At 70.8% G+C, this 22,011-nt stretch carries 19 protein-coding genes; 11 read left to right on the top strand and 8 right to left on the bottom strand.

What is annotated here, in order from left to right; genetic code table 11:
- Positions 1–278: 278 nt before the first annotated feature.
- The gene (locus CXP56_RS02475; RefSeq protein WP_286899559.1) at positions 279–3,227 is read left to right on the top strand and encodes an AMP-binding protein; all 2,949 of its coding nucleotides are present in this window, start codon (positions 279–281) and stop codon (positions 3,225–3,227) included.
- A gap of 27 nt (positions 3,228–3,254) precedes the next feature.
- Here CXP56_RS02475 and CXP56_RS02470 read toward each other — a convergent pair whose 3' ends face one another.
- Positions 3,255–3,449, bottom strand: a complete 195-nt coding sequence (locus tag CXP56_RS02470; protein WP_028847193.1) for a DUF5302 domain-containing protein — start codon at positions 3,447–3,449, stop codon at positions 3,255–3,257.
- 300 nt (positions 3,450–3,749) lie between these two features.
- Between CXP56_RS02470 and CXP56_RS02465 the strand changes: the two genes are divergently transcribed.
- Genes CXP56_RS02465 through CXP56_RS02435 form a run of 7 tightly spaced genes read left to right on the top strand, consistent with a single transcriptional unit; the run spans position 3,750 to position 12,606 of the window.
- Positions 3,750–4,952, top strand: coding sequence for a glycine cleavage T C-terminal barrel domain-containing protein (locus CXP56_RS02465; protein WP_051310041.1), 1,203 nt, complete (start codon positions 3,750–3,752; stop codon positions 4,950–4,952).
- Between the two features lie 6 nt (positions 4,953–4,958).
- Positions 4,959–5,822, top strand: coding sequence for a methylenetetrahydrofolate reductase (locus CXP56_RS02460; protein WP_028847191.1), 864 nt, complete (start codon positions 4,959–4,961; stop codon positions 5,820–5,822).
- The gene (locus CXP56_RS02455; protein WP_211227499.1) at positions 5,819–7,516 is read left to right on the top strand and encodes a formate--tetrahydrofolate ligase; all 1,698 of its coding nucleotides are present in this window, start codon (positions 5,819–5,821) and stop codon (positions 7,514–7,516) included. Before CXP56_RS02460 ends, CXP56_RS02455 begins: the two co-directional genes overlap by 4 nt.
- Entirely contained in the window at positions 7,513–10,041 is a 2,529-nt protein-coding gene (locus CXP56_RS02450) for a GcvT family protein (protein WP_286899550.1), read from the top strand. Before CXP56_RS02455 ends, CXP56_RS02450 begins: the two co-directional genes overlap by 4 nt.
- A 5-nt stretch (positions 10,042–10,046) precedes the next feature.
- Positions 10,047–10,808, top strand: a complete 762-nt coding sequence (locus CXP56_RS02445) for an electron transfer flavoprotein subunit beta/FixA family protein (RefSeq protein WP_245566600.1) — start codon at positions 10,047–10,049, stop codon at positions 10,806–10,808.
- Positions 10,808–11,770 (top strand): electron transfer flavoprotein subunit alpha/FixB family protein, encoded by a 963-nt coding sequence (locus CXP56_RS02440; protein WP_286899546.1) that lies wholly within the window; start codon positions 10,808–10,810, stop codon positions 11,768–11,770. Before CXP56_RS02445 ends, CXP56_RS02440 begins: the two co-directional genes overlap by 1 nt.
- 56 nt (positions 11,771–11,826) lie before the next feature.
- Entirely contained in the window at positions 11,827–12,606 is a 780-nt protein-coding gene (locus CXP56_RS02435; protein ID WP_028847186.1) for an IclR family transcriptional regulator, read from the top strand.
- On the opposite strand, the gene CXP56_RS02430 is transcribed toward CXP56_RS02435, so the two are convergent.
- The 6 genes from CXP56_RS02430 to CXP56_RS02405 form a co-directional block, all read right to left on the bottom strand.
- On the bottom strand, positions 12,588–13,631 hold the full coding sequence (locus tag CXP56_RS02430; RefSeq protein WP_286899544.1) for a pyridoxal-phosphate dependent enzyme: 1,044 nt from the start codon (positions 13,629–13,631) through the stop codon (positions 12,588–12,590). The genes CXP56_RS02435 and CXP56_RS02430 overlap by 19 nt on opposite strands.
- A complete protein-coding gene (locus CXP56_RS02425) occupies positions 13,552–14,436 on the bottom strand; it encodes a GHMP family kinase ATP-binding protein (RefSeq protein WP_245566599.1) in 885 nt (294 codons plus the stop codon). Before CXP56_RS02425 ends, CXP56_RS02430 begins: the two co-directional genes overlap by 80 nt.
- Positions 14,437–14,597: 161 nt before the next feature.
- Entirely contained in the window at positions 14,598–15,401 is an 804-nt protein-coding gene (locus CXP56_RS02420) for a Rossmann-like domain-containing protein (protein WP_028847183.1), read from the bottom strand.
- Positions 15,398–16,258: an ABC transporter ATP-binding protein gene (locus CXP56_RS02415; protein WP_084609107.1), complete on the bottom strand. Its 861-nt coding sequence runs from the start codon at positions 16,256–16,258 to the stop codon at positions 15,398–15,400. Before CXP56_RS02415 ends, CXP56_RS02420 begins: the two co-directional genes overlap by 4 nt.
- A complete protein-coding gene (locus CXP56_RS02410) occupies positions 16,255–17,289 on the bottom strand; it encodes a FecCD family ABC transporter permease (protein ID WP_051310037.1) in 1,035 nt (344 codons plus the stop codon). Before CXP56_RS02410 ends, CXP56_RS02415 begins: the two co-directional genes overlap by 4 nt.
- The gene (locus tag CXP56_RS02405; protein ID WP_286899538.1) at positions 17,286–18,284 is read right to left on the bottom strand and encodes an ABC transporter substrate-binding protein; all 999 of its coding nucleotides are present in this window, start codon (positions 18,282–18,284) and stop codon (positions 17,286–17,288) included. Before CXP56_RS02405 ends, CXP56_RS02410 begins: the two co-directional genes overlap by 4 nt.
- Before the next feature lie 268 nt (positions 18,285–18,552).
- Here CXP56_RS02405 and CXP56_RS02400 point away from each other — a divergent pair, with 268 nt between their 5' ends.
- The 3 genes from CXP56_RS02400 to CXP56_RS02390 are packed head-to-tail and all read left to right on the top strand — an operon-like array spanning position 18,553 to position 21,432.
- Positions 18,553–19,740, top strand: coding sequence for an MFS transporter (locus tag CXP56_RS02400; protein ID WP_028847181.1), 1,188 nt, complete (start codon positions 18,553–18,555; stop codon positions 19,738–19,740).
- 50 nt (positions 19,741–19,790) lie between these two features.
- Positions 19,791–20,678, top strand: a complete 888-nt coding sequence (locus CXP56_RS02395; protein WP_028847180.1) for a universal stress protein — start codon at positions 19,791–19,793, stop codon at positions 20,676–20,678.
- 40 nt (positions 20,679–20,718) lie between these two features.
- Positions 20,719–21,432 (top strand): alpha/beta fold hydrolase, encoded by a 714-nt coding sequence (locus CXP56_RS02390; protein WP_028847179.1) that lies wholly within the window; start codon positions 20,719–20,721, stop codon positions 21,430–21,432.
- Between the two features lie 16 nt (positions 21,433–21,448).
- On the opposite strand, the gene CXP56_RS02385 is transcribed toward CXP56_RS02390, so the two are convergent.
- Entirely contained in the window at positions 21,449–21,997 is a 549-nt protein-coding gene (locus tag CXP56_RS02385; protein ID WP_286899533.1) for a tetratricopeptide repeat protein, read from the bottom strand.
- Positions 21,998–22,011: the final 14 nt, after the last annotated feature.

Here is a 22,011-nt window from a genome sequence, read left to right as displayed (position 1 = left end):
GACCGGAACGATCACTGCCGACCGCGCAAGGACGACCCCGGCGACCGAAGGTCCGGAACCTGCGTTGCCGGGCCTGTGACGGCCGGTCGTGACGATCGGCCGTCCGCGCCCCACTCGGGCCGGCCCGAGACGGCGGGACACCCGCTTCCGACGACGACGGGCTCAGGCGCGCGCCGACGCCGGGGACGCCTGCCCGCGAATGGGCATCGGTCCGCGGTGCCGGTGAGCACGGGAGACCCCGGCTTTACCGCATTCCGGCGACGGGAGAAGATCGGCTCATGCGAATCGCACCCGGTGGCCTGCGCAAACTGGTCGGAGCGGTGGCTGCATACGCGCAGAACGGGCTCGAGGTGCTGCGGTTCGGCGGCCTGCGCACCGACGAGGCTCCCGCACCGTACGCGGTGCTGGAGCAGACGTCGATGTATCAGCTGCGGCGGTACTTCCCGGAGCAGCCGAACACCGACGGCGCCCCGGTACTCCTGGTGCATCCGATGATGCTGGCCGCGAACCTGTGGGACGTCGCGCCTGCCAGCAGCGCGGTGACGTCGCTGTACCGGTCCGGGCTCGATCCGTGGGTGATCGACTTCGGCTCTCCGGACAAGGTGGAAGGTGGCCTCGAGCGCACGCTGACCGATCACGTCGTGGCGCTGAGCGAGGCAGTGGACCGAGTGATCGGGCACACCGGCCGCGATGTGCACCTGGGCGGGTACTCCCAGGGCGGCATGTTCTGCTATCAGGCCACCGCCTACCGGCGCTCGGCGGGCGTGGCCAGCGTCGTCACGTTCGGCAGCCCGGCCGACATCCAGGGCAGCACCCCGCTCGGCCTGCCCGAGGAGCTGCTGGTCAAGGGGGCCGAGCTGCTGGCCGACCACGTGTTCAGCCGGCTTGCGCTGCCGGGGTGGGCGGCCAGGCTGGGGTTCAAGCTGCTCGACCCGGTGAAGTCCACCCGGGCGCAGATCGACTTCCTGCGTCAGCTGCACGACCGGGAAGCGCTGCTGGGCAGGGAGAAGCAGCGCCGCTTCCTGGAAGCGGAAGGCTGGGTGGCCTGGTCAGGCCCGGCGATCGTGGAGCTGTTGCGCCAGTTCGTGGTGCACAACCGGATGATGACCGGCGGCTTCGTGATCGGTGACCGCCTGGTGACGCTGGCCGACATCACCTGCCCGATCCTGGCCTTCGTCGGCGAGGTCGACGACATCGGCCGCCCGGCCGCGGTGCGCGGGATCGGCCGGGCTGCGCCGCGCGCCCAGGTGTACGAACATCCGGTGCACGCCGGGCACTTCGGCCTGGTGGTCGGAACGACGGCGAACAAGGTGACCTGGCCCGCGGTCGCGGACTGGGTGCGGTGGCACGAGCAGGGCGGCGAGGCCCCACCAGGAATCCGGCCGCTCACCGAAGCCGCGCCGGAACCGGCGCCTGCGGACGTCACGTCGCTGGTCGGCCAGGGCCTGTCCACACTGGCCGACGTCGGGCTGACCGCGGGTCGCCGGGTGGTCCGGCGCGCCACCGAGGCGGCGCGGACGTCGCGGGAGATCGCGCTGGAAGCCGTGCAGACGCTGCCGCGGCTGTTCCGCCTCGGGCAGCTGCAAAGCCACACCCGCGTTTCGTTCGGCAAGCTGCTCGACGAGCAGGCCGAACGTGCCCCGGACGGTGAGTGCTTCCTGTTCGACGACCGCGTGCACACCAACGCCGCCGTGCGCACCCGCATCGACAACGTCGTCCGTGCCTTGATCCAGGTGGGCGTCCGGCAGGGTGACCACGTCGGGGTGCTGATGCACACCAGGCCTTCGGCGCTGGTCGTCATCGCCGCGCTGTCCAGGCTCGGCGCGGTCGCCGTGCTGTTGCCGCCGGTGGCGGATCTGTCCGTGGCGATCCGGCTGGGCGGGGTGGCCGACATCGTGGTCGACCCGGAGCACGTGGCGCAGGCCTCCGCGACCGGCTGCCGCATTCTCGTGCTCGGCGGTGGTGGTGAGCGCGAGGTGCCTGCCCGCGCCGACGCCGAGGTGATCGACCTGGAGCGGATCGACCCGGAGACGGTCGATCTGCCCGGCTGGTACCGGCCCAACCCCGGATTGGCGCGGGATCTGGCGTTCATCCTGTTCAGCCGCTCCGGCGAGCAGACCGTGGCGAAGTTCATCACCAACCACCGGTGGGCGTTGTCGGCGTTCGGCACGGCGTCGGCCGCCGCGTTGACCAGCAGCGACACCGTCTACTGCATCACGCCGCTGCACCATCCGTCCGGCCTGCTCACCAGCGTGGGCGGTGCGGTGGCCGGCGGGGCGCGCATCGCGTTGTCCCGCGGCTTCGACCCGGAACGGTTCGACACCGAGGTCATGCGATACGGCGTGACCGTGGTGTCCTACACCTGGACGTTGCTGCGGGAGATCGTGGCGCGGCCGCAGGCTGCGGAGCCGCACGCGATCCGCCTGTTCATGGGGTCGGGCATGCCGCGCGGCCTGTGGCGGCGGGTGCTCGACCGCTATCCGTCGGCGCGGGTGCTGGAGTTCTACGCATCCACCGAAGGCGACGTGGTGCTGGCCAACTTGTCCGGCGCGAAGCCGGGCGCGAAGGGGCGGCCGATCCCCGGCAGCGCCCAGGTGCGGCTGGCGCGCTGCGATCCGCGCACCGGGAAGTTGGTCACCGGCGACGACGGATTCGCTGTGGAGTGCGCAGAAGGCGAGGTCGGGCTGCTGTTGGCGAACCCGCGGGCGAGCATCGACACGACGGCGCGCAAACTTCGCGGCGTGTTCGCGCCCGGCGACACCTGGGTGGCCACCGACGATCTCTTCTGGCGCGACGCGGACGGCGACTTCTGGCTCGCCGACAACCGGTTCACGGTGATCGAGACCGAGCACGGGCCGGTGTACACCCAGCCGATCTGCGATGCGCTGACCGATCTCGACCGAGTCGACCTGGCCACCGCGTACGGCGTGCCCGTACGCGGTAGGGAAGAGGTGGCGGTCGCGGCGGCGACCACGTGGCAAGGTGCGACCCTGCGGCCCGAGGACATCACCCGTGCGCTGGCGAACCTCCCGGCCGAGCGGCGGCCGGACGTGGTGCACGTCGTCGACGAGATCCCGCTGACCACGTGGTTCCGACCGAATCCGGCGCCGCTGGCCGCCGAGGGGCTGCCCAAGCCAAGCGAGCGAGCCTGGTCCTGGGACGCGGCCACCGGCCGGTACGTCGAGTTGACCGAGGACGCCCACGAACGGTTGACAACCGCGCGCTGACCGTCGGCCGTCGTGCGGCTGGCGCCGTCAGCCGCTCTTGCGCCGGAACTGCCGTTTCCCCACCGCCGGACGGTGCGGATGGGCGACCTTCGAGCCGGCGTTCGCGTGGCTTTCCCGTGCTTTGGTCGCGGCCTTCTTGCGTTCCAGGGCTGCCCGGAACTGGTCCCGGACGGTGTCGGCACCGTCCGAATTCGCCGTCGGTCCGGATGCTGAGTCGGCCATCGTGACCTCCATGCCGGCGTAGTAGGTCCTGCCAGCCTCGCACGCGCGGCCCGTCCGGTCGAGCCGCGTGGCACGTCGGGGTGAGGGATCGCGACACCGAGTGCCCGGGCGGACGGCCGGGAACCGCCGCGACACACCCGCGGAGTTGCCTCGGATGGCCCATTGACGGCCTAGGTGACGCGGCACACAATTGTGCTCGCAGTTCGTTGCGAATAAGGCAACCCAATCGTATAGCGCAACGACATACCGAACTTTCCTCCTATCTCGTGACAAGTCCCGCCCAGCTGGAGAGGTCCCCCGATGACAGCAGTTGCTCCGAAACCAGCGACCACGACGACGAACGATCAGCCTGCGGTGATGCTGTACACGCGGCTGCGGAAGTCCCCGTTCTTCTACAAGTCCCGCGAACACGGCGTGAAGGTGTACAGCGTGTACAACCACACGTATCACCCACGCCACTACGGTGACCCCGTCGCCGAGTACTGGGAGCTGCTCAACGGCGTCACGCTGTGGGACGTCGGCGTGGAGCGACAGATCGAGATCTCCGGCCCGGACGGCTTCGCGTTCACCAACTACCTGGTACCGCGTGACCTGACCAAGTGCGCGGTCGGCCAGTGCAAGTACGTGTTCGTCACGGCACCGGACGGCGGTATCGTCAACGACCCGGTGCTGCTCCGGCTGGAGGAGAACAGGTTCTGGCTGTCGCTGGCCGACAGCGACGTCGGATTGTGGGCGCTCGGCCTGGCGCATGCGGGCGGCTGGAACGTCACGGTGAAGGAAGTCGACGTCGCGCCGATGCAGATCCAGGGCCCCAAGGCCAAGGAGGTCATGGTCGATCTGTTCGGCGAGGACATCCTGGACCTGAAGTACTACTGGCTGACCCGCAGGCAGATCGACGGCATCGACGTGGTGATCAGCCGCACCGGCTACACCGGCGAGATCGGCTACGAGATCTACGTCGAGCAGGTCAGCCGCAACGGCGAGCACGTGTGGGACCGGGTGTGGGAAGCGGGCAAGGCCCACGGCATGAAGGTGATCGGTCCCAGCCACATCCGGCGGATCGAGGCGGGCATGCTCGCCTACGGCTGCGACATCACGCTGGACACCAACCCGCTGGAGGTCGGCTACGACTACAAGTGGATGGTCGATTTGGACCAGGAGGCCGACTTCGTCGGCAAGGAGGCGCTGCGCCGCATCAAGGAGGAGGGCATCTCCCGGCTGATGGTCGGCGTGGAGATCGACGGTCCGTCGGTGGGCAGCTACAACGACGGCTCGATGCTGGAGCCGTTCCCGGTGTCCACCTCCGGCGGCGAGCAGGTCGGCCAGGTGACCAGTGCCTGCTTCTCCCCGCGCTTGGAGCGCAACATCGGGCTGGCCATGCTGCCCATCGAGCTGGCCAAGACCGGCACCGAGGTGGTGGTGCACACGCCGACCGGGCCGCGCGCGGCCAAAGTGGTCGACAAGCCGTTCATCGACCCGGCCAAGGAAACCCCCAAAGGCTGAGGCGGTATGGCACGGGCGAAAGGCACCGGGCAGGAGCCGACGGGCAAACGCCAAGCCCTCGAGCCGCTGCTCGCGCGTCCGCGCTACGAGGTCCTGCCGCTGGAGTCGGTGCTCACCCAGACGGAGTCGCTGCCCGCGGGGTCGGTGGTGACCGTGACGTCCTCGCCACGGCAGGGCCTGGACTCCACCGTGGCGGTCGCCGAGAAGCTGGCGGCCCAGGGCATGTCCGTCGTCCCCCACCTGGCAGCCCGGCAGGTCACCGGGCCTGCCGAGCTGCGCAGGCTGCTGGACCGGCTGGACGTGGCGGGCATCGGCGAGGTCTTCGTCGTCGGCGGCGACGGCCGCGAGCCACGCGGGCCGTATCCGGACGCGCTGAGCCTGCTGCGGGCGATGGACGACCTCGGCCGGATGCCGGCCAAGGTGGGCGTGGCCGGTTACCCGGAAGGCCACCACGCGATCGACGACGACACCCTGTGGCAGGCGCTGCGGGCCAAGCGGGACTACGCGTCCTACGTGGTCACGCAGATGTGTTTCGACGCCGACGCGATCGGCCGCTTCGCCACGGACGTGCGGCGCGAGGCCGGGCTCCCGGTGATCGTGGGAGTGCCCGGCGTGGTCGAACCCGCCAAGCTGATGCGGATCGCGCTCAAGGTCGGCGTCGGCCAGTCCCTGCGGTTCGTGCGCGGCCACCGGTCGGTGGCTGGGCGGCTGCTGTGGCCGGGGGGCTACCGCCCCGATGCGCTGCTGCGGAAGCTGGCCGCCCGGATCGCGGCCGGCCGTGCCCAGCTGACCGGCCTGCACCTGTTCACGTTCAACCGCGTCACGGCCACCCATCGCTGGGTGGCCCAGGCCTATCGGAGGACCGCGTGAGCATGCCAACGGACCTGGACATCTCCCGGGCAGCCGAGTTGCTGCCGATACCCGAGGTGGCCGCGTCCATCGGGCTCGGCGAACACCTGCTCGAGCCGTACGGGCACTCGGTCAGCAAGATCTCCCTGGCCGCGGTCGACGAGCTGGCCGACCGGCCGATGGGCAAGTACGTGGTGGTCTCGGCCATCACCCCGACGCCGCTGGGGGAGGGCAAGACCACCACCACGGTCGGTCTCGGGCAGGCGTTCGGCCAGCTCGGCAAGAAGGCGATCGTGGCCATCCGGCAGCCGTCCATGGGGCCCACGTTCGGCATCAAGGGCGGCGCGGCGGGCGGCGGCTACGCCCAGGTGGCGCCGATGGAGACGATCAACCTGCACCTCACCGGCGACCTGCACGCGGTGACGTCGGCGCACAACCTGCTGGCCGCGATGATCGACAACCACATCCACAAGGGCAACAAGCTCGGCATCGACCCGTTCTCGATCACCTGGCGCCGGGTCATCGACGTCAACGACCGCGACCTGCGGAGCATCGTCACCGGCCTGGGCGGCAAGTCCGACGGCGTGCCGCGGCAGACCGGGTTCGACATCACCGCGGCCAGCGAGGTGATGGCGGTTCTCGCGCTGTCCACCTCGCTGCACGACTTGCGCGCCAGGCTGGGCCGCATCGTGATCGGCTACACCTACGACGGCGAGCCGGTGACCGCGGAACAGCTGCGGGCAGCGGGAGCGATGTGCGTGCTGCTCCGCGATGCGATCAAGCCGAACTTGATGCAGACGATCGAGCAGACGCCCGCGCTGGTGCACTGCGGCCCGTTCGGCAACATCGCGCACGGCAACTCGTCGGTGGTGGCCGACCTGATCGGCATCCGGGCAGCCGACTACCTGATCACCGAGGCCGGTTTCGGCGCGGACATGGGAGCCGAGCGGTTCTTCAACATCAAGTGCCGCGCCTCCGGCCTGCGCCCGGACGCGGCCGTGGTGGTGGCCACCGTGCGAGCGCTGAAGGCGCACAGCGGCAAGTACAAGGTCGTGGCGGGCAAGCCGCTGCCGGAAGAGATGCTGAAGGAGAACCCGGACGACGTCTTCCAGGGCGCGGCGAACTTGCGCAAGCAGATCGCCAACATCCGGGCGCACGGCGTCAACCCGGTGGTGGCGGTCAACGCCTTCCCGGAGGACTACGAGAGCGAGAAGCAGGCCATCCTCCAGGTGGCCGCCGAGGAAGGCGCGCGGGCGACCGTCGCCACGCACTTCAGCCGCGGTGGCAAGGGCGCGGTCGAGCTGGCCGAGGCGGTCGCCGAGGCGTGCGAGGAGCCGAGCGAGTTCCGCTTCCTGTACCCGGACGACATGCCGCTGGTGGACAAGATCGAGACGATCGCCACGCGGATGTACGGCGCGGACGGCATCGAGCTGAGCCCGAAGGCCCGCAAACAGCTGGAGACCTACGAACGCTGCGGCTTCGGCCACCTGCCGGTGTGCATTGCCAAGACGCATCTGTCGCTGTCCGACGATCCCAGCCGCAAGGGCGCGCCCACCGGATGGCGGCTGCCGGTGCGGGAGGTGCGGGCCTCGGTGGGGGCTGGATTCGTCTACCCCATTTGTGGCGAAATGCGGACCATGCCAGGACTGTCGTCGCACCCTGCGGCGGAACGCATCGACATCGACGAAGCAGGCCAAGTGGTGGGGTTGTCATGACGGACACAAGCAGCGCACAGCGGAAACTCCCGAGCACCGCCGACGTGGTGGTGATCGGTGCCGGGATCGTGGGCAACTCGGTGGCCTACCACCTCGCCGAAGAGGGCTGGCGGAACATCGTGCTGCTGGACAAGGGGCCGCTGCCGGACCCGGGCGGGTCGACCGGCCACGCGTCGAACTTCATCTTCCCGGTCGACCACGCCAAGGAGATCACCATGCTGACGCTCGACTCGATGCGTCAGTACGAGAAGTTCGGCACGCTGACCACCTGCGGCGGCATCGAGGTGGCCCGCAAGCCCGAGCGGGTCGAGGAGCTCAAGCGCCGTATGGCCTCGGCCAAGGCGTGGGGCATCGACGCGGAGCTGATCACCCCGCAGCGGGTGGCCGAGCTGGTCCCGTTCGTCGACCCGTCGATCCTGCTGGCCGGCTTCTACACGCCGTCGTGTGCGGTGGTCGACCCGCTGCAGACCGGGGCGCTGATGCGGGAACACGCGCAGAAGCGCGGTGCCCTCACCGTCTCGGCCAACACCGAGGTGCTGGACATCGAGGTGGTCGACGGCCGGGTCCGCGGTGTGCGGACCGACCGCGGCGACATCGCCACCGAAACCGTGGTGATCGCCTGCGGTGTGTGGAGCCCGCGGATCGCGCGGATGGCGGGTGCGCGCATCCCGCTGACGCCGGCGGTGCACCAGATGATCGACGTGGGCCCGATCCCCGAGCTGGCGGCGACCGGCACGGAGATCGCCTACCCGATCATCCGCGACATGGACGCCCTGATGTACGAGCGGCAGAGCGGGGCGGATCTGGAGATCGGCTCGTACGCGCACCGGCCGATCCTGCATGAGCCGGACGAGATCCCGTCGATCGAGGAAGCCGCGCTGTCGCCGACCCAGCTGCCGTTCACCGAAGAGGACTTCGACCCGCAGATGGAGGACGCGCTCGAGCTGTTCGGGTCGATCCTGAACTCCGAGGGAGCGGGCGTGCGGCACGCCATCAACGGGCTGCTGTCGCTCACCCCGGACGGATCCCCGCTTCTCGGGGAGACCCCGGAGGTCAAGGGGTTGTGGTCGGCTGCCGCGGTGTGGATCAAGGAAGGCCCCGGCGTCGGCCGCATGCTGGCCCAGTGGATGACGCACGGCCACAGCGAGATCGACCTGCACGGTGCGGACATCAGCCGCTTCTACCCGCACCAGCGCACCCCCGCGCACGTGCGGGCGCGCACGTCCGAAGGGTTCAACAAGACCTACGGCATCGTGCACCCGCGCGAGCAGTGGACGTCGGAGCGGCAGCAGCGGCTGTCGCCGTTCTACTCCCGCGAGAAGGCGTTGGGTGCGGAGTTCTTCGAGGTCGCGGGCTGGGAACGGCCGCAGTGGTACGAGTCCAACCGCGACCTGGTCGACAAGTACGGCGTCGAGGACCGGCCGCACGAGTGGGACGCCCGCTGGTGGTCGCCGATCATCAACGCCGAGCACCTGGCGATGCGGGAACGCGCCGCCATGATCGACCTGTCCGCGTTCGCCCAGTTCGACGTCAGCGGCCCGGGCGCGGTCGACTACCTGCAGCGATTGTGCGTGGCCAACGTCGATCGCCCGGTCGGCCGGATCATCTACACGCCGCTGCTGGATGCCAACGGCGGTTTCCGCAGCGACCTGACCTTGGTGCGCCTGGGACCGGACAAGTACCGGGTGATCACCGGTGGCGCGGACGGCGCGCGGGACCGCAAGTGGTTCCTCGACCACCTGCCCGACTCGGGAGTGTCGTTCTCCGACGTGACGTCGGCGGTGTGCACGCTGGGGCTGTGGGGCCCGCGGGCCCGCGACATCCTGTCGGCGGTGACCGAGGACGACGTGTCGAACGAGGGGTTCCCGTACGGCACGGCGAAGGAGATCGTCATCGGCAGCACCCCGGTGCTCGCCCTGCGGGTGTCCTACGTCGGTGACCTCGGCTGGGAGCTGCACGCCCCGTTCGAGCAGGGCGCCAAGCTGTGGGACGCCATCGCCGACGCAGGCGAACCGCACGGGCTGATCCCGGCGGGCATCGGCGTCTACGGCACCACCGGCCGGCTGGAGAAGGGCTACCGGCTGATGGGCGCCGAGCTGGAGTCGGAGTACGACCCGGTGGAGGCCGGGCTGGCCCTGCCCAAGGTCAAGTCGGCCGATTTCATCGGCAAGCAGGCGTACCTGGCGGCGCGCGAGACCGAGCCCGCCGCGCTGCTGTGCACGCTGACCGTCGACGACCACACCAGCTCGGCAGGCATCGCCAGGTACCCGCAGGGCGGCGAACCGATCCTGACCGAGGACGGCGAGCGGATCGTCGACAGCAAGGGGCGCAGCTCCTACGTCACCAGTGCGGGCGCCGGGCCGTCGCTCGGCAAGTACCTGCTGATGGCCTACCTGCCGCCGGAACACGCGGTGGAGGGCCGGAAGCTGAAGGTCGAGTACATGGCAGAGCAGTACCCGGTGACGGTTGCCCGGGTCGGCCGGAAGCCGCTGTTCGACCCGGACGACACGCGCATGAAGGCGTGAGGCCCATGAGTCTGGACGTGTTGGTCTGCGTCAAGCGGGTGCCCGCCCCCGGGGCCAAGGTCCCGCTGACCGAAGACGGCAGAGACATCGACACCCGGCATCTCGGCTTCACCATCGGTCCGCACGAGGAATGCGCGGTGGAAGAAGCCGTGCGGCTGAAGGAACGGCACGGGGGCAGCGCGACCGTGCTCGCGGTCGGGCCGCCGGAGGTCGCCGAGCAGGTCCGATACGCGATCGCCATGGGCGCCGACCGCGGCGTGGTGGTGGACACGGGCCAGGACGAGCTCGACCCGCAGGCCACCGCCGCGGCCATCGTGCATGCGCTCGGCGAGCTCGACGCCCGGTTCGACCTGATCATGTTCGGCAACGAGTCGGCCGACGCCGGGCATTACCAGGTCGGTGTGCGGGTGGCGACCGAGCTGGGCTGGCCGATCGTCGGCGGCATCAAGGGCATCGAGGTCACCGACGGCGGTGTGCGGTTGCGCCGTGAGATCGCCGACGGCAGCGAGGTCTACCAGCTGTCGCTGCCGGCCGCGGTGGCGGTCAAGGAAGGGCTCAACCTGCCGCGCTACCCCAGCCTGCCGGGCAGGCTGAAGGCGAAGAAGGCGAAGCTGGACACGATCTCCTGGCAGCCGCCGCCGGGCGGGCTGCGCAAGATCCGGCTGCGCCAGCCGGAGGAGAAGCGAGCGGACAGCGTGCTGCTCGGGCACGGCCCCGAGGCGGCCCCCGCGGTCGTGGACGTGCTGGAAGAACTGGGGGTGTGCTGATGTTGCTGCTCGTGGTGCAGGTGGACGACCACCCCGCATGGCTGGACGCGGTGCAGCTCGCTCGTGGCCTGACCGACGATGTGCACGCAGTGCTGTTCGACGCGTCGCGGGCCGACGAACTGGCCAAGCAAGGCATCAAGGCCGCCCATGTCGTGGAGCATGACGTGCTCAGCGACTACGCCCCCGAGGCGTACGGCGAGGCGCTGGCCCAGCTGGTCGGCGAACTGCAGCCCAGCGGCGTGCTCGCGGTGGGCAGCGAGAAGGGCAACGAGGTCATGGCCCACCTCGCCGCACGCATGCGTGCCCCGTTTGCCGCGAACTGCACCCAGATCAGCGGCACCGGCAGGCCGTGGCTGATCACCCGGATCCGGGGCGGCGGCATGCTGCTGGAGGACGCGGAGATGGACGCGGGCTGCGGTGTGTTCACCGTTCAGCCGGGCGCCGGGACGGGCGCGGAGACCCCGTCGACCGTGGATCAGGTCGACGTCCGGCGGTTCACCCCGGATCTGCGCGACGAGCTGGCGCGCACCCGGGTGATCGAGCGGACCGAGCAGGAGGCCGGGGTCAGCCTGGCCACCGCGGACGTGGTCGTCTCCGGTGGGCGCGGGGTCGGCAGCGCCGAGGGCTACCGGGTGCTGGAGGAGCTGGCCGATTTGCTCGGCGGCGCGGTCGGATGTTCCCGGGTGGCCACCAACAACGGCTGGCGGCCGCACAGCGACCAGGTCGGCCTGACCGGGACCAAGGTCGCACCGAAGCTGTACATCGCCTGCGGCATCAGCGGAGCCACCCAGCACTGGGTGGGTTGCATGGACGCCAAGGCGATCCTGGCCATCAACACCGACCCGGACGCGCCGATGGTCACCCGGTCGACGTACTCGGTGATCGGTGACCTGCACGAGGTGCTGCCCGCCGTGATCGCGGAAATCCGGGCACGAAACGCGTCCGCTGGGACATCCGGATGAATCTGCCCGCGTCGACCGGCCACTCCGCCGACCGTGACCTCCTAGACTCTGACGGCGTGACCAGCCAAGAGCGACGATCGGGCGGGGTGCAGTCGGTCGAGCGGGCGATTTCCATCCTGGAGTTCCTTGCGCGCTACGGGTGGTCCGGAGTGACCGACATCGGCAACGCGCTCGGGGTGCACAAGTCGACGGCGTTCCGGCTGCTGAGCACGCTGGAGGCGGGCGGCCTGGTGGAGCAGCACGCCGATTCCGGCAAGTACCGCCTGGGCGGCGGCCTGGCACGGCTGGCGCGCAGCGTCAGCGACGAGCCGAACCTCAGCCAGCAGGCGCGGCCCGGCTGCGAGTGGCTTGCCCGCCACACCGAGGAGACGGTCACGCTGAACGTGCTCGAAGGGACCGAGTGCGTCACGATCGACCAGATCGCCTCCACCTCGTTCGTGGTCAGTCGCAGCTGGCTGGGGCGGCAGACGCCGCTGCACTGCACGTCGCCGGGCAAGATCTTCCTGGCTTTCATGCCCGAGGAACAGCTGGCCGAAGTGCTGTCCGCGCCGCTCACCCGCTACACCGAACGCACGCTGGTCGACGAAGCGCAGCTGCGGGCGGAGATCAGTCGCGTGCGGGTCAACGGATACGCGGTGGCGGTGGACGAGCTGGAGGACGGCCTGACCTCCGCCGCTGCGCCGGTGCGGGACCAACAGGGGGAGGTCGTGGCCGCGATGGGCATCTCCGGCCCGTCCTACCGGCTGGATGCCGACCAGCTGAAGAAACTCGTCCCGTTGGTGTGCCAAGCCGCCGACATGGCCTCGGCCCGCCTCGGCTACCGGACAGGGGCGTGATCGCGCGCCCCGGCCGTCGGGTCCGATGAACCGGCCGCGCGCCGCCACGGCGCCCGCGACCACGGCAGGCGCACCGCACGCGGATCGGTGAGTTCGTGCGGGCGGAGCGTGTCGATGTCGAGGGCTTCGGTGTGGCGTCGGAAGACCGAGTCGACGTAGCGGTGCCCGGTGTCGGCCGCGATGAACACCGTGGTGCCGCCCGGCGCGGTCGTGCGCGCGTGCTCCCAGCGCGCGGCCAGATACGCCGCCCCGGTGGACAGCCCGGCGAAGACGGCGTGCCTGCGGAGCAGATCGATGCTGCCGGACAGTGCCATCCGGAAGGACACCCAGTGGATGACGTCGTACCGGTCGTGGTCGACGTTGCCGAAAGGAATCGAGCTGCCGATGCCCGCGATGATCATGTCCGGGTCGGCCAGGTGCTCGCTGCCGAACGTGACGCTGCCGAACGGCTGGACGCCGACCAGCTCGACGGGCACCCCGAGGTCGGCCAGCGCGGTGGCCAGCCCGCCGGTCGACGCGCCGGATCCGACGCCGCCGACCAGCGTGACGGACTGCTCGCCGAGCTCGGCGTGCATCATCTCGGCGACGCTGCGGTAGCCGAGGTAGTGGATGCGGTCGTGGTACTGGCGCATCCAGTGCCAGCCCGGGTTGGCCGCGAGGAGCTCGCGGACACGCCGCACGCGGCGGTTCTGGTCCAGGCGCAGATCGCTCGACGGGGGCATCTGCTCCAGCTGGGCGCCGAGCACCGCCAGCTGCACGCGCAGCGTTTCGTCGACGGTGGTCGAGCCGACGATGTAGCAGCGCAAGCCGTACCGGTGGCAGGCCAGGGCCAGTGCGTAGGCGTAGATGCCGCTCGAGCTGTCCAGCACGGTGTCGCCCGGCCGCACCACGCCGGTGTCGAGCAGGTGCCGCACCGCCGCGACGGCGGAGACGACCTTCATCGTTTCAAACCTCAGGCAGACGAGCCCGTCCGCGAGCCGCACCAGGTCGGGGGTGCCGATGGCCTGGCTGATGTGGTCGTGCACGCACGTCCTCCTTCGTTGCCGAGTTCGATGTCCAGGCGTGGGCCGGGCCCTGTGGCGAACGCTGTGCCGAGTGCTGCCTGACTCGGAACGTTCTGGTCGGGGGAATGCCTGCGCGGCGCAGGCGGACACGACAGCTGTGCAGCTGCTGAGCCAGGTCCGGGCGAGTGGCGTCGAACAGCAGGCCGGCGACGTTCCCGCTGTGCGCCACCTGCACACCGACGGCGCCGACGTCGTCACCGATCTCCTGCAGCGTCGCCAGCTCGGCCTTGGGCAGCACGCGTTGGTTCAGCAGGCTGCTGGCCGTGCAGACCTCGCCCACACCGGCCGGGTCGGCCGCCCGGATGGCGGCCCGTAGCCGGGCCCGCAGTCGTTCGAATCGGGCAAGGTCGGCAGGCCCGTACTCAGGCCTGAGGGCGAGGGTGTCCACCGGCCGCCCTCCGCCGGTGCAGCAGCCGACGACGGCCAGCGGAGGCAGCGAGGCACCGAGATCCTCCAGGATCCTGCCCTCGCGCTGGGCGAACAGCACCGGCTGTCCGTCGTGCATGAGCGGGTCGCTCGCCGTTTCCGCCCGTACCGCGATGCGCGCGATGTCGGTGGGCGACAGGACACAGCGGTAGCACGCGGCCACGGCGCGGATCGTCGCGATGATGTCCGCGCTCGACGATCCCATGCCCAGGCCGACCGGCAGGTGCCCGCGCAGGTGCAACCGCCCACCGGTGGCCGGGACGTCAACGCGTGCCGCGCACTCGGCCACGGCCAGCACCGCGGCTTTGGCTGCCTTCGTCCGGTCAGGTGGATCGACCACGACGTGTCCTGCGGCAAGGTCCGCACAACGCCGGTACTCCGCATGGACGCCTGCGTGCGGCGTCGGGAGAGTGACCAGGCCCCGGCACGGTTTGCCGGCGTCGTCGAGGAAGATTCCTTGGAGGAGTTCGCCGTGGTGGCCGGAGGCGTGTCCGATACCGATCACGGCCTGTCCGCCCGATACCGGTAGAGGGTGGTCGGCTCGGCGCTGAACTGTGAGAACGGGAAGGGCTCCGCGCTGAGCGCGGTCACCCCGTCGCCAAGGAACGCGCGCGCCACGGCCGCTCCGCTTTGCGCGTAGACGAGCAGCGGAACTTCGCGCCGGCGGCATTCGGTCAAGATCGTGTCGAACGTGCCGTTGCCCAACGTCATGCCGGTGGCGACGACAGCGTCGGCGGTGCCGAGCACGCGATGCATGTCGTCGGTCACCGGATCCCCCCACCGCGTGTGGCGCAGGTTGTAGTCGCACGGCAGGCACTCGGCACCACGGTCGCGGATGGCGGCCACCAGCGGGTTCACCACTCCGATGAGCGCGACCTTGCTGCCGGCGGGGACGTCGAGCAGGCCGGCGATGGCCGCGTCCCTGGCGTGCGCTCGCCGTTCCGGGGTGCCTGCCGGCAGAGTGACCCGCTCGGCGCGCGGGTCGTCCCGGAACGGCTGCCTGCCGGCCAGGTAGGCGTCCGCGGCGGCGATCCGCAGCGGCAGCGGGCCGGAGGCGATGAGGTCGGCGAGCGTCGCCCCGGACACCCGGATGCACAGCTCCGGGTCCACTTCTCCGGGTTCGAACGCGCACGCACCGAAGGCGCTGCCGCAGCGCACGAGCACGTACTGATTGCGATAGGTGACGTCCGCTCCGGCCAGCCGGGTGCCGTGGTGCACCCAGAAGACGCTGGTGGCGGTCAGCTCGGCGGGGGACGGGCCGAACCGTCCAGTGAGCACGTCGGACAGCAGGCCTGTGACGGTCACGCAAGCTCTCCTTGGTCGACGGTGAGAACGGGGGAGGGTTGCTCCGTGGCCGGAGCGGGGGACGGGCGGCTGCCTGCGATGGGGTGGGCAGGGTCGGTCAGCGGGTGCAGGCTGACGAACGGATGGCCGCGACGATCGGTCTCGAGCCGGGCGTCGACGGCGAACACCGAGCGCACCCGGTCCGGGGTCAGCACCTCGGCCGGGGTTCCGGTGGCGACGATCTCGCCGCCGGCCAGCAGGGCCAGGCGGTCGCAGAATCGTGCGGCGAGCGTGAGGTCGTGCACCGCGATCAGCACCGTGGCGGGTGATGCCGCCAGCGTGGTCAGCAGGTCCAGCTGGTGGCGGATGTCCAGGTGGTTCGCGGGCTCGTCGAGCAGCAGGCACGGGGTGCGCTGCGCCAGCCCACGGGCGATGTGCGCACGTTGGCGCTCGCCGCCGGAGAGGCTGCGCCACGGACGATCGCGTAGGTGGCTGATGTCCATGCGCGCGAGCTCTTCGGCCACCACCGCGTGGTCTTCTTCCCGCAGACCGCGCCACGGCGAGCGGTACGGTGTGCGGCCGAGCGCGACGACGTCCGCCACCCGGAGTTCGGACGCGACGTGGGCGTCCTGCTCGACGAAGGCCACCTTGCGCGCCAGCTGCCGGGGCGTGAACCGCGTGATGTCGGCGCCGTCGAAGCGCACCGTGCCCGCCGACGGCACCCGCAAGCCTGCCAGGCAGCGCAGCAGGGTGGACTTTCCCGAACCGTTGGGGCCGATGACCCCCAGGGTTTCCCCCGGCCGGACGTCGATCGTGACACCACGGAGGATCCGCTTGCCGTTCGCCGTCCAGCTCAGCCGGTCGGCCTGCACTCTCACAGTTCACCTCGCCGTTTCAGGATGAGCAGGAACAACGGCACCCCGGCCAGCGCGGTGAACACGCCCACCGGCACCTCTTGCGGGGCCAGGAGCACGCGCGCCAGCGCGTCGGCCCACACCAAGAACACCGCGCCGGCTACCGCGCTGTAGGGGAGCAGGGTGCGATGCAGCGGCCCGGCAAGGAAGCGCACGCCGTGCGGGACGATCAGGCCGACGAACCCGATCGCCCCGACCGCGGACACCGCCACCGCGGTGAGCAGCGACGTCACCACGAGCAGGACCAGCCGGGTGCGCCGGACATCGACACCAACGGACGCCGCGGTGTCGGCGCCGAATCCGAGAGCGTCGAGCGAGACCGCGTAGTAGCGGCACACCACCAGCGCGAGCACCGTGACGACGGCGCACCCGACGACGCCGTCCCACCGGGCCGACGAGAGCGATCCGAGCAGCCAGTACGTGACCGACCGGGTGGTGTCGGCGTCGCCGGACGCCATCAGCACCAGCGACGTCAGCGCGGTGAACAGCTGGCCGACCACGACACCGGTGAGCACGACGCGCAGCGAATCGAGCCCGCTGCGCCGCAACAGCAACAGCAGCAGGCCGAATGCAGTAAGGGCACCGGCCAGCGCACCCGCGGTCAGGCCGATCGTGCTTCCGACACCGGACACCGCGACCACCACGGCGCCCGTGGACGCTCCCGACGAGACGCCGAGCAGATAGGGATCAGCCAGCGCGTTCCTGGTCAACGCCTGCAGAACGGCTCCGCACACCGCCAGCGCCGCGCCGACGACCGCCGCGAGCAGCACGCGGGGAATGCGCAGTTGCCAGATGAGCGAGTCGGTCAGGGGCGGCAGGGGCTCCACCGGGAGCCCAAGGCGGGTGCCGAGCACGGTGGCGACGTGCCCGTAGGTGACGTCACCGGCGCCGATGACCACGCAGGCCGCCAGGGAGGCGACCAGGGCGACCACGGCGGCCGGGCCGAGCGCGCCCGTCCTGCCGACCCGCACGACGAGGCGGTTCGCCGTGCTCATCGGGACGTGTCACCGGCCAGAGCAGGCATGTCGGCCAGTGCCTGCGCCACTTCGGCGAGCGCGTTGTGCGAGCGCACCGACGGGTCGAGTTCGATGCCGGACACCGTGACGAACCGGTTGTGGCGCACCGCGTCCAGCCTGGACATCACCGGGTGCTGCCGGATCTGCGCGATCTTCTCCTCGGCGCTGTCGCCTGGCGCTCCACGCTCGGACAGATCGCCGACCACGATGACGTCGGGCTCACGCGCGGCGATCTGCTCCCACGACACCTCCGGCCACTGCTGGCCGACATCGTCGAAGGCGTTGCGCACGCCGAGGATTTCGCTCATCGCAGCCGGGATCCCGATGCCGCCCGCCACGTACGGCACGTCGTTGAACACCGAGTACAGCCACAGCACCGTGGGCCGGTTGCGGGCGCGCAGCGACCGCGCTTTGCCGATCGCCTTCTGCTGCTCGGCGATCAGCTGCTCGGCACGTTCGGTCACCCCGAAGATGCGGCCGAGCGTGCGGTAGTCCTGGTGCAGCCGATCGAACGGGGAGTCGTCGCCGGTGGGGCAGTCGACCGCGCTGACGAACGTGGGCACGCCGAGCTCGTGCAGTTCCTCCCTGGTCCCCACGCGGTCACGGGTGAACTGGTCGGCGAACGACGCGACCACGAAATCCGGGTTGGCGGCGCGCAGTTGCTCCGACGTCAGCAGGCCGGGGCTGAGCACCTTCACCCGCCGGTAGTCGGCGGCGAACTGCGGGGCCACCCGCGTCTTCAGGTTCGACGTCCCGGCCATGCGATCGGCCAGGCCGAGCGCCAGCAGTGTCTCGGTCGACGTCTGGTCCAGCGTCACTACCCGCTGCGGGCGTTCGGCGAACGTCAACGGCATGCCGCAACTCGTCACGCGAACGGCCCCTGACGACGCGGACGGTGCCTGCTGAGCGGGAGCGGAGCACCCGCCGAGCAGAACGGCACCGCAGGCCAGCGCGGCGATGACACGAGAGGTCATGGCAACTCCAGGATCGTGTGGGTCTCGTGACGGACCCTAATCGAGGTTGATTATCGTTTTCAATAACGATCGAGAAGCTCACATCGTCGAAGGGACACCCGTGCCGTCGCAGCCGAGCACGTCAACCGATGCCATCCAGCCCGCCCTGGCAGACCCGCCCGCCGATGCGCGGTCACCGGAATCCGGATCGGCGGCGACCACGTCGGGCGAACAGGCCGCCGGACCCGGCCGCCGGGCAGCGGAGGGGCCTCCGCCGACGAACCGGTCGATCCTGCGCGACCGGCACTTCGTCCGGCTGTGGCTGGGCACCACGGCGTCCGGCCTGGCGACGTGGGCCCTTCCTTTCGTCCTGGGCCTGGCCGTGCTCGAGGGCAGCCTCTCCGCCACCGGCTTGGGCATCGTGCTGGCCGCTCGCACCGCGGGCTTCCTCGCCGCCGTTCCGGTCAGTGGTGTCCTGGCGGACCGATACGCCAGGCGACACGTGGTGTGGGCCGCGTGTCTCACGGCGGCGGTCGCCACACCTGTCATCGCGGCAGGGCTGGGGCGGTCGTTGAGCTTGATGGCGGTTGCGGCCGCCTTCGCCGGCGCCGGGCAAGGCGCCTGCCGGCCGGCTTTCCAAGCACTGACGGCCGAGGTCGTGGCGGAGGACCGGCGCCAGCAAGCGAACGCGGCGATGACGTTCTCGGTGCGGGTGACCACGCTGATCGCGCCGGGAGTGACTGCCGTGCTGGCTGCGGTGGCCGGTGCGACGACGCTGCTGATCGGCATCGGAGTGCTGTGGTCGACGGCAGCTGTGGTGCCGCCACGCGGTGCAGCCCGCGCACCCGGCGGCACCAGGCGCGGCATCGGGTTCGTCCGTGAGTTCGCCGAGGGCCTGCGGGAGGCGCGGCGGCACCCGTGGTTCCTGGCCGGCCTGGCGGCGCTGACGGCCGTGATCGCGACCGGGTACGCGGCGACCGGAGTGGTGTTGCCGCTGGTCAGCCGGGACACGTTCGGTTCGGGTGCGGTGCTGGCCGCGGCGATGACCGGATACACCGCCGGGGCGCTGGTGGGCGCGATGGTGGTGGCGCGCTGGCGGCCGCGGGCACAGGGCTGGGCGGCACTGGCCGGGCTCGCCTGCTACGGGTTCGCGCCGCTGGGCATGCTCGTTCCCGTTCACCCGGCGGTGGTGGTCGCCGGGTACGTGATCGCGGGGATCGGCATCGAGCTGTTCAACGTCCCGTGGTTCACCGCCGCGCAACGCGAAGTGGATCCCGGCAAGCTGGCCAGGGTGTCGTCGCTGGACTTCCTGGTCTCCTACGGCCTGTCACCGGTCGGCCTGGCGTTGATCGCGCCCGCGGTCGACGCGTTCGGCGTCGACGCGGTCCTGGTGACCTGCGCTGGCGTGTGCTTCCTCGCCCCGGCCCTGGCGGCGTTGGTCCCGACAGCACGACGATTCGGTCGCGGGTCACCGTGACGGAGGCCGATCGGCTTTCGAGCATGATCCGTTCGTCCTACCCTGGGGCGATGACCGAGCGATGGCCACGGTGGCACGGCCCGGTGGTCGCCGGGGTGGACGGGTCGGAGGCGTCGCTGCGCGCGGTCCGGTGGGCCGCCGCCGAGGCGGCCGGGCAAGGCGCGGGCCTGCGCCTGGTCCATGCCATCGGCTCGGCGGAATTCTTCCCCGGCGGGGCCATCGCCCCGTCCACCGAGCTGTTCGGCCTGCTGGAGCAGGAGTCCACGGCGTTGCTCGAGCAGGCCCGGCTGGCCGCCACCGAGATCGTGCCCGATCTGCAGGTGAGCACGTCGTCCACCACCGAGCCCGCGGTGCTGGCTCTGATCGCCGAGTCGGGCGCCGCCCGGTGCGTGGTGCTCGGTGGCTCCGGGCGCGGAGCGCTCGCCGGGGTGCTGCTCGGCTCGACGACGCTCACGCTGTCGGCGCACGCGCAATGCCCGGTGGTCGCCGTCCGCGGGCGGGATCGGCCGCACGCTCCCGTGGTGGTCGGCGTGGACGGCAGCGAGCTGAGCAACCTCGCCCTCGGATGCGCCTTCGCGCAAGCCGCCCGGCGCAACGTCCCGCTGGTGGCGGTGCACGCCTGCCATCACGGCGACTCCCACCGGCCGCGTACGGAACAGGGCCAGGCGAGTGAACCGCAGGAGGCGGACGAGCGGCGCGTGCTCGATCGCTGGCTCGATCGGTGGGCCGGCTTGTACCCGCAGGTCGACGTCGAACCGGTGGTCGTGCGGGCCCGTCCCCGGGAATGCCTGATCGAACGCAGCGCGGAGGCCAGCGTCCTGGTCGTCGGCAGCCGGGGCCGCGGCGGATTCACCGGCCTTCTGGTCGGTTCCACCAGCCACGCGATGCTGCACTACGCCGAATGCCCGGTGATGGTGGTTCGGCCGCAACCCGGCTAGGCGCCGCCGGGGTGACATCCCGGGCGTGTACGGTCCTGGAATGGACGTGATCCTGGTTCCCGGGTTCTGGCTGGATGCTTCGTCGTGGGACGCGGTGCTGCCCGCGTTGCGTGAGGCGGGGCATCGTCCGCACCCGATGACGTTGCCCGGCCTCGAGTCACGTGAGGCGAACCGATCGGCGATCACACTCCGCGACCACGTGGACGCGGTCGTGGCGAAGGTGGACGCTTGCGCGCGGCCCGACCCGGTGGTGCTTGTCGGTCACTCCGGTGGCGGACCGGTCGTGCACGCGGCGGTCGACGCGCGCCCGGACAAGGTGGCGCGCGCGGTCTACGTCGATGCGGCTCCGCTCAACGACGGCGATCCGATCAACCCCGAGCTGCCCGCACAGGGAGGCGAGATTCCGCTGCCCGACTGGGCGTTCTTCGACGAACGGAGCCTCGCCGGCCTGGACGACGAGCTGCGTGCGCGGTTCCGGGCCGGTGCGATCCCGACCCCGGAGCGCGTGGCCAGGGACCCGGTGCGGCTGACGGACGAGCGGCGATACCAGGTGCCGGTGACGATCATCGCGTGCGAGGTCAGCAGCGCGGAAATACGGCAGATGATCGACAGCGACAACCCGTACACGCGGGAAGTGGCCAAGCTGCGGCACGTCGACTACATCGACCTGCTGACCGGGCACTGGCCACAGTTCAGCCGGCCCGACGAGCTCGGTGCTGCGCTGGTGTCGGTGGCGAACGCGGCGGCAGGATGATCGCGCCCGGTGGTGCTCAGGGGCGTGCGGAGTCGATCAGCTCGCGGCCGTACGCCGCCATCGAACGCTGATACCGGGGGAGATGACGGGAGAGCGCGTAGACGGCGTGCCCGACGGCTTCCCGGCTCCTGCCGACGTCGGCCAGTGCCAGCGCCAGCGTCGCGCGCACCGCGTCATCGAGCTCGTCCGAGTGCGTTTCCAGCTCCCGCTCCAGCAGCCGCACGCCTTCTTCCGCCCGGCCGACGTTGCGCAACGAGCTGGCCAGCTGGATGACCGCCCGGCGCCGACGGAGCCCGGTCAGTCCTGCGCTCAGCGCCTGCTGGTAGAGGGCGACGGCCTGTTCCGGGCAATCGGTGGAGTCGAAGGCCGAGGCCCGCTCGAAGTCGGCGACACCGCCCCCGTGCGGACAGCGCGCAGCCAGCTCGTCGATCCGCCGGCGGAACGTCTCCGGCGGCAGGTCGTCCAGTTGCGCCCAGACCTCCGCCAGCTCGGTCTCCCAGTCCCGGCCCATGGCCCGTCCCTCCGTGTCACCCGCCGCTTCGTCGCCTTCGCCCACGATAGCCACGCGGACGACGAAGG

Origin of the sequence: Thermocrispum sp., from assembly GCF_002919275.1 — a bacterium.
GTDB lineage: Bacteria > Actinomycetota > Actinomycetes > Mycobacteriales > Pseudonocardiaceae > Thermocrispum > Thermocrispum agreste.
This window is presented reverse-complemented; position numbering and strand designations above follow the sequence as displayed.